This window comes from Halopseudomonas oceani, from assembly GCF_002903165.1.
Taxonomy (GTDB): Bacteria; Pseudomonadota; Gammaproteobacteria; order Pseudomonadales; family Pseudomonadaceae; genus Halopseudomonas; species Halopseudomonas oceani.
This window is the reverse complement of sequence record NZ_PPSK01000034.1, coordinates 1-15,333: the sequence shown is the minus strand read 5'-3', so window position 1 is coordinate 15,333 and position 15,333 is coordinate 1. Positions and strand designations below refer to the sequence as shown.

Genomic DNA, 15,333 nt, shown 5'->3' with positions numbered 1-15,333 from the left:
AAGTGCGGTTTGCTACGTTCAAACTTTTCTTTTGCCACGGTTGATAACCTCTTTAATTAGCCTAGGTTCAAGTTAGCCTTGCTTCTTGATGATCGCTTCGGCGATGTTCATGGGTGCCTCGGCGTACTTCGAGAACTCCATGGAATAGCTCGCACGTCCCTGGGACATGGAGCGGACATCCGTGGCGTAACCGAACATCTCACCAAGCGGAACCTCAGCGCGGATCACCTTACCGGAAGGAGTATCTTCCATACCCTGTACCAGACCGCGACGACGGTTCAAGTCGCCCATTACGTCACCCATGTAATCCTCAGGGGTGACTACTTCGACTTTCATCATCGGCTCCAACAAAACAGCACCACCCTTCTGGGCCAACTGTTTGGTGGCCATGGAAGCGGCGATCTTGAACGCCATTTCATTAGAGTCGACATCATGGTAGGAACCGTCAAACACGGTTGCCTTCAGGCCAAGCAGCGGATAGCCGGCAAGAACGCCGTTCTGCATCTGCTCCTCGATACCCTTCTGGATGGCCGGGATGTATTCACGCGGAACCACACCACCGACAATTTCGTTGACGAACTCCAGCTTCTCGTCATTACCCTCGGCCGGCTCGAAGCGAACCCAGACGTGACCGTATTGACCACGGCCGCCAGACTGACGCACAAACTTGCCTTCGACTTCACACTTGTTGCGAATCGCCTCACGGTAGGCAACCTGCGGCTTGCCGATGTTCGCCTCGACACTGAACTCACGCTTCATCCGATCAACAATGATATCCAGATGGAGCTCGCCCATGCCGGAAATAATCGTTTGACCCGACTCCTCGTCAGTGCGCACACGGAAGGAAGGATCCTCCTGTGCCAACTTGCCCAGGGCAATACCCATCTTTTCCTGATCTGCCTTGGTGCGCGGCTCAACCGCAACGGATATGACCGGCTCCGGAAAATCCATGCGCTCCAACACAATCGGACGATCTATAGCGCATAGCGTATCGCCAGTCGTCACGTCCTTCATGCCAATCAAGGCCGCAATATCACCAGCGCGAACCTCTTTGATCTCCTCGCGCGCGTTAGCGTGCATCTGCACCATACGACCAACACGCTCTTTCTTGCCCTTCACCGAGTTCAGCACAGCATCACCCGAAGAAAGCACACCAGAGTAAACGCGAGCGAAGGTCAGCGTACCGACGAAGGGGTCTGTAGCGATCTTGAATGCAAGAGCCGAGAACGGCTCAGCATCATCAGCATGACGCTCATCGGTCCGCTCCTCGTCGTCCGGGTGCACGCCCTTGATCGCAGCGACCTGATCTGGCGCCGGCAAGTAGTCGATAACAGCATCCAGAACCAGCGGTACACCCTTGTTCTTGAAGGACGACCCACAGACAGCAGGAACGATCTCGCAGGCCAGCGTACGCTGACGCAGACCCGCCTTGATATCCTCGACGGAAAGCTCACCTTCCTCGAGATACTTGTTCATCAGGTCTTCGTTGGCTTCAGCAGCCGCCTCGACCATTTTTTCGCGATACTCACTGGCGAGATCAAGCAGCTCTTCGGGAATGTCTTCCTCGACAAAGCTCATCCCCTGATCCGCATCATCCCAGCGAATCGCCTTCATCCGCACCAGATCAATCTGACCGGCGAAGTTTTCTTCCGCACCAATTGCGAGCTGAATCGGCACAGGCGTATGCCCGAGACGCTTCTTGATCTGCTCAACAACACGCAGGAAGTCGGCGCCCTGACGATCCATCTTGTTCACATAGACGATTCGCGGGACGCCGTACTTATTGGCCTGACGCCATACGGTCTCAGACTGCGGCTCGACACCCGACGTACCACAGAACACCACGACAGCACCATCAAGCACCCGCAGCGAACGCTCAACCTCAATAGTGAAGTCAACGTGGCCGGGGGTATCAATGATGTTGACGCGATGCTTGTCGTACTGCTTCTCGGACCCCTGCCAGAAGGCAGTGGTCGCAGCAGAAGTAATGGTGATACCCCGCTCCTGCTCCTGCGCCATCCAATCCATGGTCGCGGCACCATCATGGACCTCGCCCATTTTATGGTTCACGCCGGTGTAGAAAAGAATCCGCTCCGTGGTCGTGGTTTTGCCCGCATCGACATGCGCGCAGATACCAATATTACGGTACAGATTGATCGGGGTTGTACGAGCCACATCAGTCTCCTGAGCCGTTTAGAAGCGGTAGTGAGAGAACGCCTTGTTGGCCTCAGCCATACGGTGGACGTCTTCACGCTTCTTGACAGCGGCACCTTTGCCATCAGCAGCATCAGCCAGCTCACCAGCCAGACGCAGAGCCATGGACTTCTCGCCACGCTTACGGGCAGCATCAACCAGCCAGCGCATCGCCAGGGCGTTGCGACGGGAGGGACGCACTTCAACCGGAACCTGATAGGTGGCACCACCTACACGGCGAGATTTAACTTCCACGAGCGGAGCGATAGCGTCGAGAGCCTTCTCGAACAGCTCGACCGGATCTTCGGTCTTGGTACGCTCTTTCAGCTTGTCCAGTGCACCGTATACGATACGCTCGGCAGTGGACTTCTTGCCGCTTTCCATTACGTGGTTCATGAATTTCGCGAGAATCTGGCTGCCGTACTTAGGTTCTGGCAGGATCTCACGTTTTGCCGCTACACGACGTCTTGGCATGATAAGCCCTCAAACGGTCTTCAGGTTAGCCCGGGACTGTAACGATCTGGTTACGCCCGACCTTACTCTTATCGACTCGGATAAATGAATTAGGATTACTTCGGACGCTTGGCGCCGTACTTGGAACGACCCTGCTTACGGTCTTTGACACCGGAGGTGTCCAGAGAACCGCGAACAGTGTGATAACGCACACCCGGCAAGTCTTTTACACGGCCGCCGCGAATCAGAACGACGCTGTGCTCTTGCAGGTTGTGGCCTTCACCACCGATGTAAGAAGAAACTTCGTAGCCGTTGGTCAGACGAACACGGCAGACTTTACGCAGAGCCGAGTTCGGCTTCTTCGGCGTAGTGGTATACACGCGAGTGCATACACCACGACGCTGCGGGCAGTTCTGCAGCGCGGGTACGTCGCTCTTTTCAGCAACGCGCTTACGCGGCTTGCGAACCAGCTGGTTGATTGTTGCCATCTAGCAAACTCCACTGATGTCGGTAAGACATAGTTAATAAAAAATGGCAGGACGAAGCGCCCCGCCAATTTTAGGGGTACGGAATTCTATAGACCCCGCCCCCTGTCGTCAAGGCGCCCAACCCACGGGGGCCGGGCCTTCCTTTAACCTTCGCTCGAGTTCAGCGCGTCGGACAGAGCCTGCTCGACTTCGCTTGCGCTGACCTTGACCGGCTTGTCAGCCATACGCTGACGCTTGCGCTCGGCGTGATAGGCCAGACCGGTACCGGCCGGAATCAGGCGACCGACGACGACGTTTTCTTTCAGGCCGCGCAGGTGATCGCGCTTGCCGGTGACGGCTGCCTCGGTCAGTACCCGCGTGGTTTCCTGGAAGGAAGCCGCAGAGATAAACGACTCGGTCGACAGCGACGCCTTGGTGATACCCAACAGAACGCGGTCGTACTTGGCCGGGAACTTGTCCTGCGCTACCAGCTCTGCATTCTCTTCCAGCACCTGGGTCAGCTCGACCTGGTCACCTTTGATAAAGCTGGAGTCGCCGGACTCGGTGATCTCGACCTTGCGCAGCATCTGACGAATGGTGACTTCGATGTGCTTGTCGTTGATCTTCACGCCCTGCAGACGGTAAACGTCCTGGATCTCGTTGACGATGTACTTGGCCAGTGCGCTGACGCCCAGCAGACGCAGGATGTCATGCGGGTTGCTCGGACCGTCGGAGATAACTTCACCCTTGGTAACCTGTTCACCCTCGAACACGTTCAGGTGACGCCACTTCGGAATCAGCTCCTCGTACGGATCGCTACCATCGGTCGGGGTAATAACCAGACGACGCTTACCCTTGGTTTCCTTGCCGAAGGAAATCGTACCGCTGATCTCCGCCAGAATGGACGGCTCTTTCGGGCGACGCGCTTCGAACAGGTCAGCAACGCGCGGCAGACCACCGGTGATGTCGCGGGTCTTCGAGGTTTCCTGCGGGATACGAGCAACAACGTCACCCACGTTCACCTTGGCACCGTCGGACAGGTTGACCAGTGCGTTAGCCGGCAGGAAGTACTGCGCCGGCACGTCAGTGCCCGGCAGCAACAGCTCCTTACCATTCTCGTCAACCAACTTCACGGCAGGACGGATGTCTTTACCGGCAGCCGGACGATCTTTTGGATCCATGACCTCAATGTTGGTCAGACCGGTCAGCTCGTCAGCGGTACGCTTGATGGTGATACCTTCGTCCATACCGAAGAAAGCAACGGTACCGGAAATCTCGGTCACGATCGGGTGAGTGTGCGGATCCCACTTGGCGACGATGGCGCCAGCGTCAACCTTGTCACCTTCCTTGACCGAAATAACGGCACCGTAGGGCAGCTTGTAACGCTCACGCTCACGACCAAACTCGTCGGCAATCGCCAGCTCGCCAGAACGGGAAACCGCAACCAGCGCACCGTCAGCACGCTCAACGTGTTTCAGGTTATGCAGACGGATGGTACCGCCGTTCTTAACCTGAACGCTGTCGGCAGCGGAAGTACGGCTCGCCGCACCACCGATGTGGAACGTACGCATGGTCAGCTGGGTACCCGGCTCACCAATCGACTGGGCAGCGATAACACCAACCGCCTCACCGATGTTGATCAGGTGGCCACGTGCTAGGTCACGGCCGTAGCAAGTAGCACACACACCGTAGTGAGTGTCACAGGTGATCGGCGAACGAACGATTACCTCGTCGACGCTGTTCTTCTCGAGGAACTCAACCCACTGTTCGTCGATCAGGGTGCCTGCTGCAACGATGGTCTCATCGCTGCCCGGCTTGAGAACGTCACGGGCAACCACACGACCCAGTACGCGCTCACCCAGCGGCTCAACAATGTCACCGCCCTCAATGTGCGGAGACATCAGCAGACCCTTGTCGGTGCCGCAGTCAGGCTCGGTGATAACCAGATCCTGAGCAACGTCAACCAGACGGCGGGTCAGGTAACCGGAGTTCGCGGTCTTCAGTGCGGTATCAGCCAGACCCTTACGAGCACCGTGGGTCGAAATGAAGTACTGGAGTACGTTCAGACCTTCACGGAAGTTCGCGGTAATCGGCGTTTCGATGATAGAGCCGTCCGGCTTGGCCATCAGACCACGCATACCTGCCAGCTGACGAATCTGGGCAGCGGAACCCCGCGCACCGGAGTCAGCCATCATGTACATGGAGTTGAACGACTCCTGATCAACCTCTTTGCCTTCGCGATCAAGCACGCGAGTGGTCTTGAGGTTGTCCATCATAGCCTTGGAAATTTCGTCGTTGGCCTTGGACCACAAGTCGATGACCTTGTTGTACTTCTCGCCCTGAGTTACCAGACCGGAAGCGTACTGGTCTTCAATTTCCTTAACTTCTTCGGTGGCCTCATCAATGATGCGTGCCTTTTCGTCAGGAATGACGAAGTCGTTCACGCCGATGGACGCACCGGAGATGGTGGAATAGGCGAAGCCGGTATACATCAGCTGGTCAGCGAAGATCACGGTTTCCTTCAGACCGACCACGCGATAGCACTGGTTGATCAGCTTGGAAATCGCCTTTTTCTTCAGCGGCTGATCGACCATTTCATACGGCAGGCCTTTGGGCAGAACCTGGAACAGCAGCGCACGACCGACGGTGGTGTCGACGATGCGGGTCTCGGTGGTCCAGCTCTCGTCCTTGTGCTTGACGGTTTCGGTGATGCGCACCTTGACCATCGCGTGCAGTTCTACCTGACCACTGCGGTACGCCATCTCAACTTCGTTGACGTTGGAGAAGGCCATGCCTTCGCCCTTGGCGTTGATGCGGGTACGGGTCATGTAATACAGACCCAGTACCACGTCCTGGGACGGCACGATGATCGGCTCGCCCGACGCCGGCGACAGGATGTTGTTGGTCGACATCATCAGTGCGCGCGCTTCCAGCTGAGCCTCAAGGGTCAGCGGAACGTGAACAGCCATCTGGTCACCGTCGAAGTCGGCGTTGTAGGCCGCACAGACCAGCGGATGCAGCTGGATTGCCTTACCTTCGATCAGAACCGGCTCGAACGCCTGGATACCCAGACGGTGCAGAGTCGGCGCACGGTTCAGCAGAACCGGGTGTTCGCGAATGACCTCAGCCAGGATATCCCAGACTTCCGGCAGTTCGCGCTCGACCATCTTCTTGGCAGCCTTGATGGTGGTCGCCAGACCACGGTGCTCCAGCTTGCCGAAGATGAACGGCTTGAACAGTTCCAGCGCCATCTTCTTGGGCAGACCGCACTGGTGCAGGCGCAGGGTCGGGCCTACCACGATCACTGAACGACCGGAGTAGTCAACACGCTTCCCGAGCAGGTTCTGACGGAAGCGACCCTGCTTACCCTTGATCATGTCAGCCAGCGACTTCAGCGGACGCTTGTTGGTGCCGGTAATGGCACGACCGCGACGGCCGTTGTCCAGCAGAGCATCAACCGACTCCTGCAGCATGCGCTTTTCGTTGCGCACGATAATGTCAGGCGCAGACAGGTCAAGCAGACGCTTCAGACGGTTGTTACGGTTGATCACGCGGCGGTACAGATCGTTCAGATCGGAGGTCGCAAAGCGGCCACCGTCCAGCGGAACCAGCGGACGCAGGTCCGGCGGCAGCACCGGCAGAACGGTCATGACCATCCACTCCGGCTTGTTACCGGAGCCATCGAATGCTTCCATCAGCTTCAGCCGCTTGGACAGCTTCTTGATCTTGGTCTCTGAAGTGGTTTGCGGAATTTCTTCGCGCAGCTTGCCAATTTCGTGAGCCAGATCCATGGAGCTCAGCAGCTCGTAGACAGCTTCGGCACCCATGCGCGCGTCGAAGTCGTCACCGAACTCTTCCAGCGCTTCGAAATACTGCTCATCGTTCAGAAGCTGGCCCTTATCCAGGGTCGTCATGCCCGGTTCGATCACGACGTAGCTCTCGAAATAGAGCACGCGCTCGATATCACGCAGGGTCATATCCAGCAGCAGGCCGATACGGGACGGCAGCGACTTCAGGAACCAGATGTGAGCAACCGGAGAGGCCAGTTCAATGTGGCCCATGCGCTCGCGACGCACTTTGGCCAACGCGACTTCAACGCCACACTTTTCGCAGATGACGCCGCGATGCTTGAGGCGCTTGTACTTGCCGCACAGGCACTCGTAGTCCTTCACCGGGCCAAAGATCTTGGCGCAGAACAGGCCGTCACGCTCCGGCTTGAAGGTACGGTAGTTAATGGTTTCCGGCTTCTTAACTTCGCCGTAGGACCAGGACCGGATCATCTCCGGGGATGCCAAGCCGATTCGAATGGAATCGAACTCTTCAATCTGTCCCTGGGACTTGAGCAGGTTCAATAAGTCTTTCAAGGCCTATACTCCTCGCAGTGTCTCAAGGGCGGCGCTCGCCGCCCGAGACGTGGGCAGTTGGTGGTTATTCGGATTCCAGTTCGATATCGATACCGAGCGAACGGATTTCCTTGACCAGTACGTTGAAGGACTCGGGCATACCGGCCTCCATGCGGTGGTCTCCGTCCACGATGTTCTTGTACATCTTGGTTCGGCCGTTCACGTCGTCCGACTTCACTGTCAGCATTTCTTGCAGCGTGTAGGCGGCGCCGTATGCTTCCAGAGCCCAGACCTCCATCTCCCCGAAACGCTGACCACCAAACTGCGCCTTACCACCCAGCGGCTGCTGGGTAACCAGACTGTAGGAACCGGTGGAACGTGCGTGCATCTTGTCATCAACCAAGTGGTTGAGCTTGAGCATGTACATATAACCAACGGTCACCGGGCGGTCGAATGCATTACCGGTACGGCCGTCCCACAGGCGCATCTGACCGCTGTCCGGCAGATCGGCAAGACGAAGCATATGCTTGATCTCGCTTTCCGCCGCGCCGTCGAATACCGCAGTAGCCATCGGCACGCCGCCGCGCAGGTTTTTAGCCAACTCGATAATTTCCTGATCGCTCAGGTCATCCAGGCTTTCCTGACGACCGCCTACCTTGTTGTAGACCTCGTCGAGGAACTTGCGCAGATCAGCGATCTTGCGCTGCTCTTCCATCATCCGGTTGATCTTCTCGCCCAACCCCTTGGCCGCGAGACCGAGGTGGGTTTCGAGGATCTGACCGACGTTCATACGCGACGGAACACCCAGCGGGTTAAGTACGATGTCGACCGGCGTGCCGTTCTCGTCGTGCGGCATATCTTCGATCGGCATGATGACCGAGATAACACCCTTGTTACCGTGACGACCCGCCATCTTGTCACCCGGCTGGATGCGACGCTTGATTGCCAGGTACACCTTGACGATCTTGAGTACGCCCGGCGCCAGGTCATCGCCCTGCTGCAGCTTGCGCTTCTTGTCTTCAAACTTCTCGTCGAGCAGCTTGCGACGATCAACCAGGTAGGCCTGAGCCAGCTCCAGCTGTTCGTTCAGCGCGTCTTCGCTCATACGCAGCCTGAACCACTGACCACGCTCGATACCAGCCAGAATGTCGGCGTTCAGAGCAGTGCCCTTCTTCAGGCCAGCACCACCTTCAACGATCTGACCGTCCAGCGCAGAGGCCAGACGCTCAAAGGTCGCGGTTTCAACGATGCGGAACTCTTCCTGCAGATCCTTGCGGATCTCGTCGAGCTGCTCCTTCTCGATCGCTAGCGCACGCGTGTCGCGCTCCACGCCATCACGGGTGAAGACCTGCACGTCAATGACGGTACCCTTGGTGCCGGTCGGCACGCGCAGGGACGTGTCCTTCACGTCAGACGCTTTCTCACCGAAAATTGCGCGCAGCAGCTTCTCTTCAGGCGTCAGCTGGGTTTCACCTTTAGGTGTTACCTTGCCGACCAGAATGTCGCCCGGGCCCACTTCAGCGCCCACGTAGACAATACCCGCCTCATCCAGCTTGCCGAGTGCTGCTTCACCGACGTTCGGGATGTCAGAGGTAATCTCCTCCGGCCCAAGCTTGGTGTCGCGGGACACACAGGTCAGTTCCTGAATGTGGATAGTGGTAAAGCGGTCTTCCTGTACAACGCGCTCGGACACCAGGATGGAGTCCTCGAAGTTGTAACCGTTCCAAGGCATGAACGCGACGCGCATGTTCTGACCCAGGGCCAGCTCACCCATGTCGACGGAGGAACCGTCAGCCAGGATGTCCTTGCGGGCAACCTTGTCACCTTTCTTCACCAGCGGACGCTGGTTGATGCAGGTGTTCTGGTTGGAACGGGTGTACTTGGTCATCACGTAGATGTCGACGCCCGCTTCACCAGCTTCGACTTCATCGTCATTGACACGCACAACGATACGGCTGGCATCGACCGAGTCGATCACACCGCCGCGACGTGCGGTCACACAGACACCGGAGTCACGAGCAACGTTACGCTCCATGCCGGTGCCGACCAGCGGCTTCTCGGCGCGCAGGGTCGGAACGGCCTGACGCTGCATGTTCGAGCCCATGAGTGCGCGGTTGGCGTCATCGTGCTCGAGGAACGGAATCAACGAGGCCGCAACGGACACAACCTGACGCGGCGATACGTCCATCAGGGTCACATCTTCAGGCGCCTTGACGGTGAATTCGTTCATGTGACGAACCGCTACCAGATCGTCAACCAGCTTGCCATCAACAACTTTCGCGCTCGCCTGAGCGATGACGTGATCAGCTTCTTCAATAGCAGACAGGAACACGATCTCATCGGTGACCATCGCGTCTTTCACCCGGCGGTACGGGCTTTCCAGGAAGCCGTACTGATTGGTGCGCGCGTAGGTTGCCAGCGAGTTGATCAGACCGATGTTCGGACCTTCAGGGGTCTCGATCGGACATACGCGACCGTAGTGGGTCGGGTGTACGTCGCGGACTTCGAAGCCTGCGCGCTCACGGGTCAGACCGCCCGGGCCAAGAGCCGATACACGACGCTTGTGGGTAATCTCGGACAGCGGATTGTTCTGATCCATGAACTGGGACAGCTGGCTGGAACCGAAGAATTCCTTAACCGCTGCAGCGACCGGCTTGGCATTGATCAGGTCCTGCGGCATCAGGCCTTCGCTTTCGGCCATGGACAGACGCTCTTTAACCGCGCGCTCAACACGGACCAGACCGACGCGGAACTGGTTTTCGGCCATTTCGCCAACCGAGCGAATGCGGCGGTTACCCAGGTGGTCGATATCGTCAACCACGCCCTTGCCGTTACGGATGTCGACCAGGGTCTTGAGCACCTCGACGATGTCTTCCTTGCTCAGGACGCCGGCGCCTTCAATCTCTTCGCGACCGATGCGGCGGTTGAACTTCATGCGACCGACCGCAGAAAGGTCGTAACGATCGCTGCTGAAGAACAGGTTCGCGAACAGGGTCTCGGCAGCATCCTTGGTCGGCGGCTCGCCAGGGCGCATCATGCGGTAGATTTCTACCAGCGCCTCGAGCTGGGTGGTGGTGTTGTCAATACGCAGGGTATCGGACACGAACGGACCGCAGTCGATCTCGTTGGTGTACAGGGTTTCCAGGCGAGCAACCTGTGCCTTGGCCAGCTTGACGACCAGGTCGGCGGTGACCTCGGTGTTGCACTCAACCAGAATCTCGCCAGTCGCCGGGTGAACAACCGGCTTGGCGATGGTGCGGCCAATCAGGTAGTCGAACGGCACTTCCAGGCTGGTGATACCGGCCTTCTCGAGCTGATTGATGTGGCGCGCGGTGATACGGCGACCCTTCTCGACGATAACCTTGCCCTTGGCATCCTTGATGTCAAAAGTGGCAATCTCACCACGCAGACGCTGCGGCACCAGCTCGAGCATCAGGTTCTCGCCCTGAACCTCGAATACGTTGGTGTCGTAGAACATGTCCAGAATTTCTTCTGTCTGGTAGCCCAGAGCGCGCAGCAGAACGCTGGCCGGCAGTTTGCGGCGGCGGTCGATACGAACGAACACACAGTCTTTGGGATCAAACTCAAAGTCCAGCCACGACCCGCGGTAAGGAATCACGCGAGCAGAGTACAGCAGCTTGCCGGAGCTGTGGGTCTTGCCACGGTCGTGGTCGAAGAACACACCCGGACTACGGTGCAGCTGGGAGACGATAACGCGCTCGGTACCATTGATTACGAAGGTACCGTTCTCGGTCATCAGGGGGATCTCCCCCATATAAACTTCCTGCTCCTTGATATCTTTGATGGCCTTGTTTGAGGACTCACGATCAAAGATGATCAGGCGCACTTTAACGCGCAGCGGCACCGCAAAGGTAACCCCGCGCAAAACACATTCCTTGACGTCGAAAGCCGGCTCGCCAAGGCGGTAACCGACATATTCGAGAGCCGCATTACCCGAATAGCTGATAATGGGGAAAACAGATTTGAAGGCCGCGTGCAGACCGATATCACGGACCTGCCCCTGGCCGGCGTCAGTCTGGAGAAACTCCCGATAGGAGTCCAGCTGAATGGCCAACAGGTAGGGCACATCCATCACATGCGGCAGTTTGCCAAAGTCCTTGCGGATACGTTTTTTCTCAGTATATGAGTAAGCCATCAGCGTTCCCCAGCTTGGTCACCTGCTTGATTGGCCTCCCCGCTACGCGGGAAAACCTGAAAATGCGTGCAAGCCCTGAGTCTTGCTCACCCCTTTGGGGTGCGGGCGTTGTACGCCAGTTCGGCGCGATACAACGGAAAAAGGCCGGTGGCACACAGGCCACCAGCCATCAATCTGATCAGATAGAACCAGATTGTCGACGCAAGGCGCGAGCTTACTTGAGCTCGACCTTGGCGCCTGCTTCTTCCAGAGCTTTCTTGGCAGCTTCGGCTTCTTCCTTGGAAGCAGCTTCCTTGATGGTGCCCGGAGCGCCGTCAACCAGTGCCTTGGCTTCTTTCAGACCCAGGCCGGTCAGTTCACGAACTGCCTTGATGACGTTTACTTTCTTCTCGCCAGCTTCGGTCAGAACAACGTCAAACTCAGTTTGTTCTTCAGCAGCGGCAGCGCCACCAGCAGCCGGACCTGCAGCAACAGCAGCAGCAGCAGATACACCGAACTTCTCTTCCATAGCGGAGATCAGTTCGACAACCTGCATTACGGACATTTCGGATACGGCGTTGATGATATCTTCGTTGGTCAGAGCCATGACTCTAAATTCCTGTATTGGGGACGGCTGAGCCGTCGAAAAAAAGCGTTAAAGAGAAGCCGTAGGCGCCTATTAGGCGGCCTCGGCTTCCTTCTGATCGCGGACTGCAGCCAGAGTACGAACGAACTTGCTGGTAGCGCCTTGAATAACGCTCATCAGCTGTGCGATTGCTTCGTCGTAAGTCGGCAGAGAAGCCAGCTTGTCGATTTCACCTGCTGCAAGGAAGTTGCCTTCGAACGCAGCTGCTTTGATCTCGAACTTATCCTGATTCTTCGCGAACTCCTTGAACAGACGAGCAGCAGCGCCCGGGTGTTCGTTGGAGAAGGCAATCAGAGTCGGGCCTACGAAAGTCTCGTTCAGGCACTCATAATCAGTGCCTTCGATCGCACGGCGCAGCAGAGTGTTACGTACAACACGTACGTAAACACCAGCTTCGCGTGCTTCCTTGCGCAGACCAGTCATAGCAGCAACGGTCACACCGCGGGCATCAGCCACAACGGCAGACAGCGCACCTTTGGCAGCTTCGTTGACTTCAGCGACGATGGCTTTTTTGTCTTCGAGCTTAATTGCCACGGGTTTTACTCCTGGATTTACCATTGACCACTCTTGCGAGCGGCGTGTTTTGGTGTCTGATCCAGCCTGCACTGAATCGGGAGCACCATCTGCGTAGGTCTAGGGGATCACTCCCGGAATTTAAGGCTCGCGCCACCTACGGTCTTGGACAGCCCCCACAATGCAGGGACCCCAATAAGAAAGGCGCACCGCGCAAGCGGTGCGCCTGATACATCAGATGTTCAGGGAAGCCTGATCGATCTGTACGCCCGGACCCATGGTGGTGCTCAGGGTCACGCGCTTGAGGTAAACACCCTTGGAGGTCGAAGGCTTGGCCTTTTTCAGGTCAGCCAGCAGCGCCTCAACGTTCTCTTTCAGCGCGACGGCGTCAAAGCCGACTTTGCCAACGGAACAATGGATGATGCCGTTCTTGTCGGTACGGTAGCGAACCTGACCAGCCTTGGCATTTTTGACAGCAGTAGCAACGTCGGCAGCAACGGTACCAACCTTCGGGTTCGGCATCAGGCCACGTGGGCCGAGAACCTGACCCAACTGACCGACGACACGCATGGCGTCCGGGGAAGCGATGACAACGTCGTAGTTCAGATCGCCAGCCTTCATTTCGGCAGCCAGATCATCCATACCAACCTTGTCAGCACCCGCTGCAAGCGCAGCTTCAGCATTGGCACCCTGAGTGAACACAGCAACACGGACAGTCTTGCCAGTACCGTTAGGCAGCAGAGTAGCGCCACGAACGACCTGGTCAGACTTACGCGGATCAACACCCAGGTTGACAGCAACGTCAAAGGATTCAACGAATTTGACGTTGGACACTTCAGCCAGAACAGCTGCTGCTTCTTCAAAGGTGTAAGCCTTGTTGGCCTGTACCTTTTCGGCGATTGCCTTTTGACGCTTGGTCAGCTTAGCCATTACACACCCTCCACGTTAAGGCCCATGCTGCGCGCAGAACCAGCGATGGTGCGCAGTGCAGCTTCCAGATCAGCAGCGGTCAGATCAGCCTCTTTGGCCTTAACGATCTCTTCCAGCTGAGCGCGGGTAACAGTACCCACTTTCTGGCTGTTCGGACGCGGAGAACCGCTCTTCAGGCCAGCGGCCTTCTTCAACAGAACGGCAGCGGGCGTGCTCTTGGTTTCAAAAGTGAAGCTACGGTCACTGTATACAGTAATAATCACAGGCGTCGGCAGACCCGGCTCAACGCCTTGGGTCTTGGCGTTGAACGCCTTGCAGAATTCCATGATATTTACGCCGTGCTGACCCAGTGCCGGACCTACCGGCGGACTCGGGTTAGCCTGACCGGCTTTGACTTGCAGCTTGATATAAGCCTGAATCTTCTTTGCCATTGTCTTTCTCCGAAGGGTAATAGCGCCTCGCGGCTTCCCGGTTAAAAACAGCCCCTGACATCGACAACAAAGCCCCGCAACACGCCAGGCGCTGCAGGGCTCAGGAAATCAGGAGAGATCAGCCTTTTTCGACCTGACCGAACTCTAGCTCCACTGGCGTGGGGCGGCCAAAAATAAGAACAGCCACCTGAACACGGCTCTTCTCATAGTTAACTTCTTCGACAACTCCATTGAAGTCGGCGAAAGGACCATCAGTAACACGAACAACCTCACCCGGCTCGAACAGAGTCTTGGGTTTCGGCTTGTCAGTGCCATCCGCAACACGACGCAGAATTGCCTCAGCTTCTTTATCGGTAATAGGCGCCGGCTTGTCGGCAGTCCCACCAATAAAACCGAGAACACGCGCAGTATCCTTGACCAAGTGCCAGGTACCTTCATTCATTTCCATTTGAACGAGGACATAGCCCGGAAAGAACTTACGCTCACTCTTGCGCTTCTGACCGTTGCGCATCTCCACCACTTCTTCGGTGGGGACCAGAATCTCGCCGAATTGGTCTTCCATTCCGGCCAGCTTGACGCGCTCTTGTAGAGAGCGCATTACATGCTTTTCGAAGCCCGAATAGGCATGCACTACGTACCAACGCTTAGACACGGAGCACCCTTAACCAATGAACTGAGAGACGATCCAACCCAGCAAACTGTCCAGACCCCAGAGAATCAGGGCCATGACCAGGACTACCGCAACCACAATCATGGTTGTCTGAGTAGTTTCCTGCCGAGTAGGCCAAACGACCTTGCGTATTTCGATACGCGCTTCTTTCAGCAGCGACCAAAACGCCTTACCCTTACTTGTCTGCAGAGCAACAAAGCCCGCAACCAGACCAAGAACAACGAGCGCGATCGCGCGATACAAAACAGGCTCGGCAGAGAAGTAGGAATCCCCGAAGACGCCGACGGAGACAATTAAAGCCACAACAACCCACTTGATCACGTCGAAGCGGTTATCGTTAAGCTCTGCCTTAGCACTCATGAATCATCAAGTCCTGTTTTGGAAGCCAGATTAAAATCTGGCAGGCCAGGAGGGAATCGAACCCCCAACCTGCGGTTTTGGAGACCGCCGCTCTGCCAATTGAGCTACTGGCCTGTAATCGCAGTCGAGCCGGCAATACTACCGGCCCGACAGTTCAAGATCAATCGATATTATTCGATGATCTTGGCTACT

Annotated in this window: 11 protein-coding genes and 1 tRNA gene; all 12 read right to left on the bottom strand. The window is 56.9% G+C overall.

Annotated elements, in window-relative coordinates; genetic code table 11:
* Positions 1 to 72 precede the first annotated feature (72 nt).
* The gene (gene fusA / locus C1949_RS18595) at positions 73 to 2,175 is read right to left on the bottom strand and encodes an elongation factor G (RefSeq protein ID WP_104739874.1); all 2,103 of its coding nucleotides are present in this window, start codon (positions 2,173 to 2,175) and stop codon (positions 73 to 75) included.
* Positions 2,176 to 2,193: 18 nt separating this feature from the next.
* Positions 2,194 to 2,667: a 30S ribosomal protein S7 gene (gene rpsG, locus C1949_RS18590; RefSeq protein ID WP_104739873.1), complete on the bottom strand. Its 474-nt coding sequence runs from the start codon at positions 2,665 to 2,667 to the stop codon at positions 2,194 to 2,196.
* A gap of 95 nt (positions 2,668 to 2,762) precedes the next feature.
* The gene (rpsL, locus tag C1949_RS18585; RefSeq protein WP_080048726.1) at positions 2,763 to 3,134 is read right to left on the bottom strand and encodes a 30S ribosomal protein S12; all 372 of its coding nucleotides are present in this window, start codon (positions 3,132 to 3,134) and stop codon (positions 2,763 to 2,765) included.
* Between the two features lie 143 nt (positions 3,135 to 3,277).
* Positions 3,278 to 7,477, bottom strand: coding sequence for a DNA-directed RNA polymerase subunit beta' (gene rpoC, locus C1949_RS18580; RefSeq protein ID WP_104739872.1), 4,200 nt, complete (start codon positions 7,475 to 7,477; stop codon positions 3,278 to 3,280).
* A gap of 64 nt (positions 7,478 to 7,541) precedes the next feature.
* Positions 7,542 to 11,612: a DNA-directed RNA polymerase subunit beta gene (rpoB, locus tag C1949_RS18575; RefSeq protein ID WP_104739871.1), complete on the bottom strand. Its 4,071-nt coding sequence runs from the start codon at positions 11,610 to 11,612 to the stop codon at positions 7,542 to 7,544.
* Between the two features lie 214 nt (positions 11,613 to 11,826).
* On the bottom strand, positions 11,827 to 12,198 hold the full coding sequence (gene rplL, locus C1949_RS18570) for a 50S ribosomal protein L7/L12 (protein WP_104739870.1): 372 nt from the start codon (positions 12,196 to 12,198) through the stop codon (positions 11,827 to 11,829).
* Positions 12,199 to 12,270: 72 nt separating this feature from the next.
* On the bottom strand, positions 12,271 to 12,771 hold the full coding sequence (rplJ, locus tag C1949_RS18565) for a 50S ribosomal protein L10 (RefSeq protein ID WP_104739869.1): 501 nt from the start codon (positions 12,769 to 12,771) through the stop codon (positions 12,271 to 12,273).
* Between the two features lie 213 nt (positions 12,772 to 12,984).
* On the bottom strand, positions 12,985 to 13,680 hold the full coding sequence (gene rplA, locus C1949_RS18560) for a 50S ribosomal protein L1 (protein ID WP_104739868.1): 696 nt from the start codon (positions 13,678 to 13,680) through the stop codon (positions 12,985 to 12,987).
* Entirely contained in the window at positions 13,680 to 14,111 is a 432-nt protein-coding gene (rplK, locus tag C1949_RS18555) for a 50S ribosomal protein L11 (protein WP_104739867.1), read from the bottom strand. Before rplK ends, rplA begins: the two co-directional genes overlap by 1 nt.
* Positions 14,112 to 14,229: 118 nt before the next feature.
* Entirely contained in the window at positions 14,230 to 14,763 is a 534-nt protein-coding gene (gene nusG / locus C1949_RS18550) for a transcription termination/antitermination protein NusG (RefSeq protein WP_088278020.1), read from the bottom strand.
* Between the two features lie 9 nt (positions 14,764 to 14,772).
* Positions 14,773 to 15,141, bottom strand: coding sequence for a preprotein translocase subunit SecE (gene secE, locus C1949_RS18545; protein WP_104739866.1), 369 nt, complete (start codon positions 15,139 to 15,141; stop codon positions 14,773 to 14,775).
* Positions 15,142 to 15,179: 38 nt separating this feature from the next.
* A tRNA-Trp gene (locus C1949_RS18540) sits at positions 15,180 to 15,255 on the bottom strand.
* Between the last annotated feature and the right edge of the window lie 78 nt (positions 15,256 to 15,333).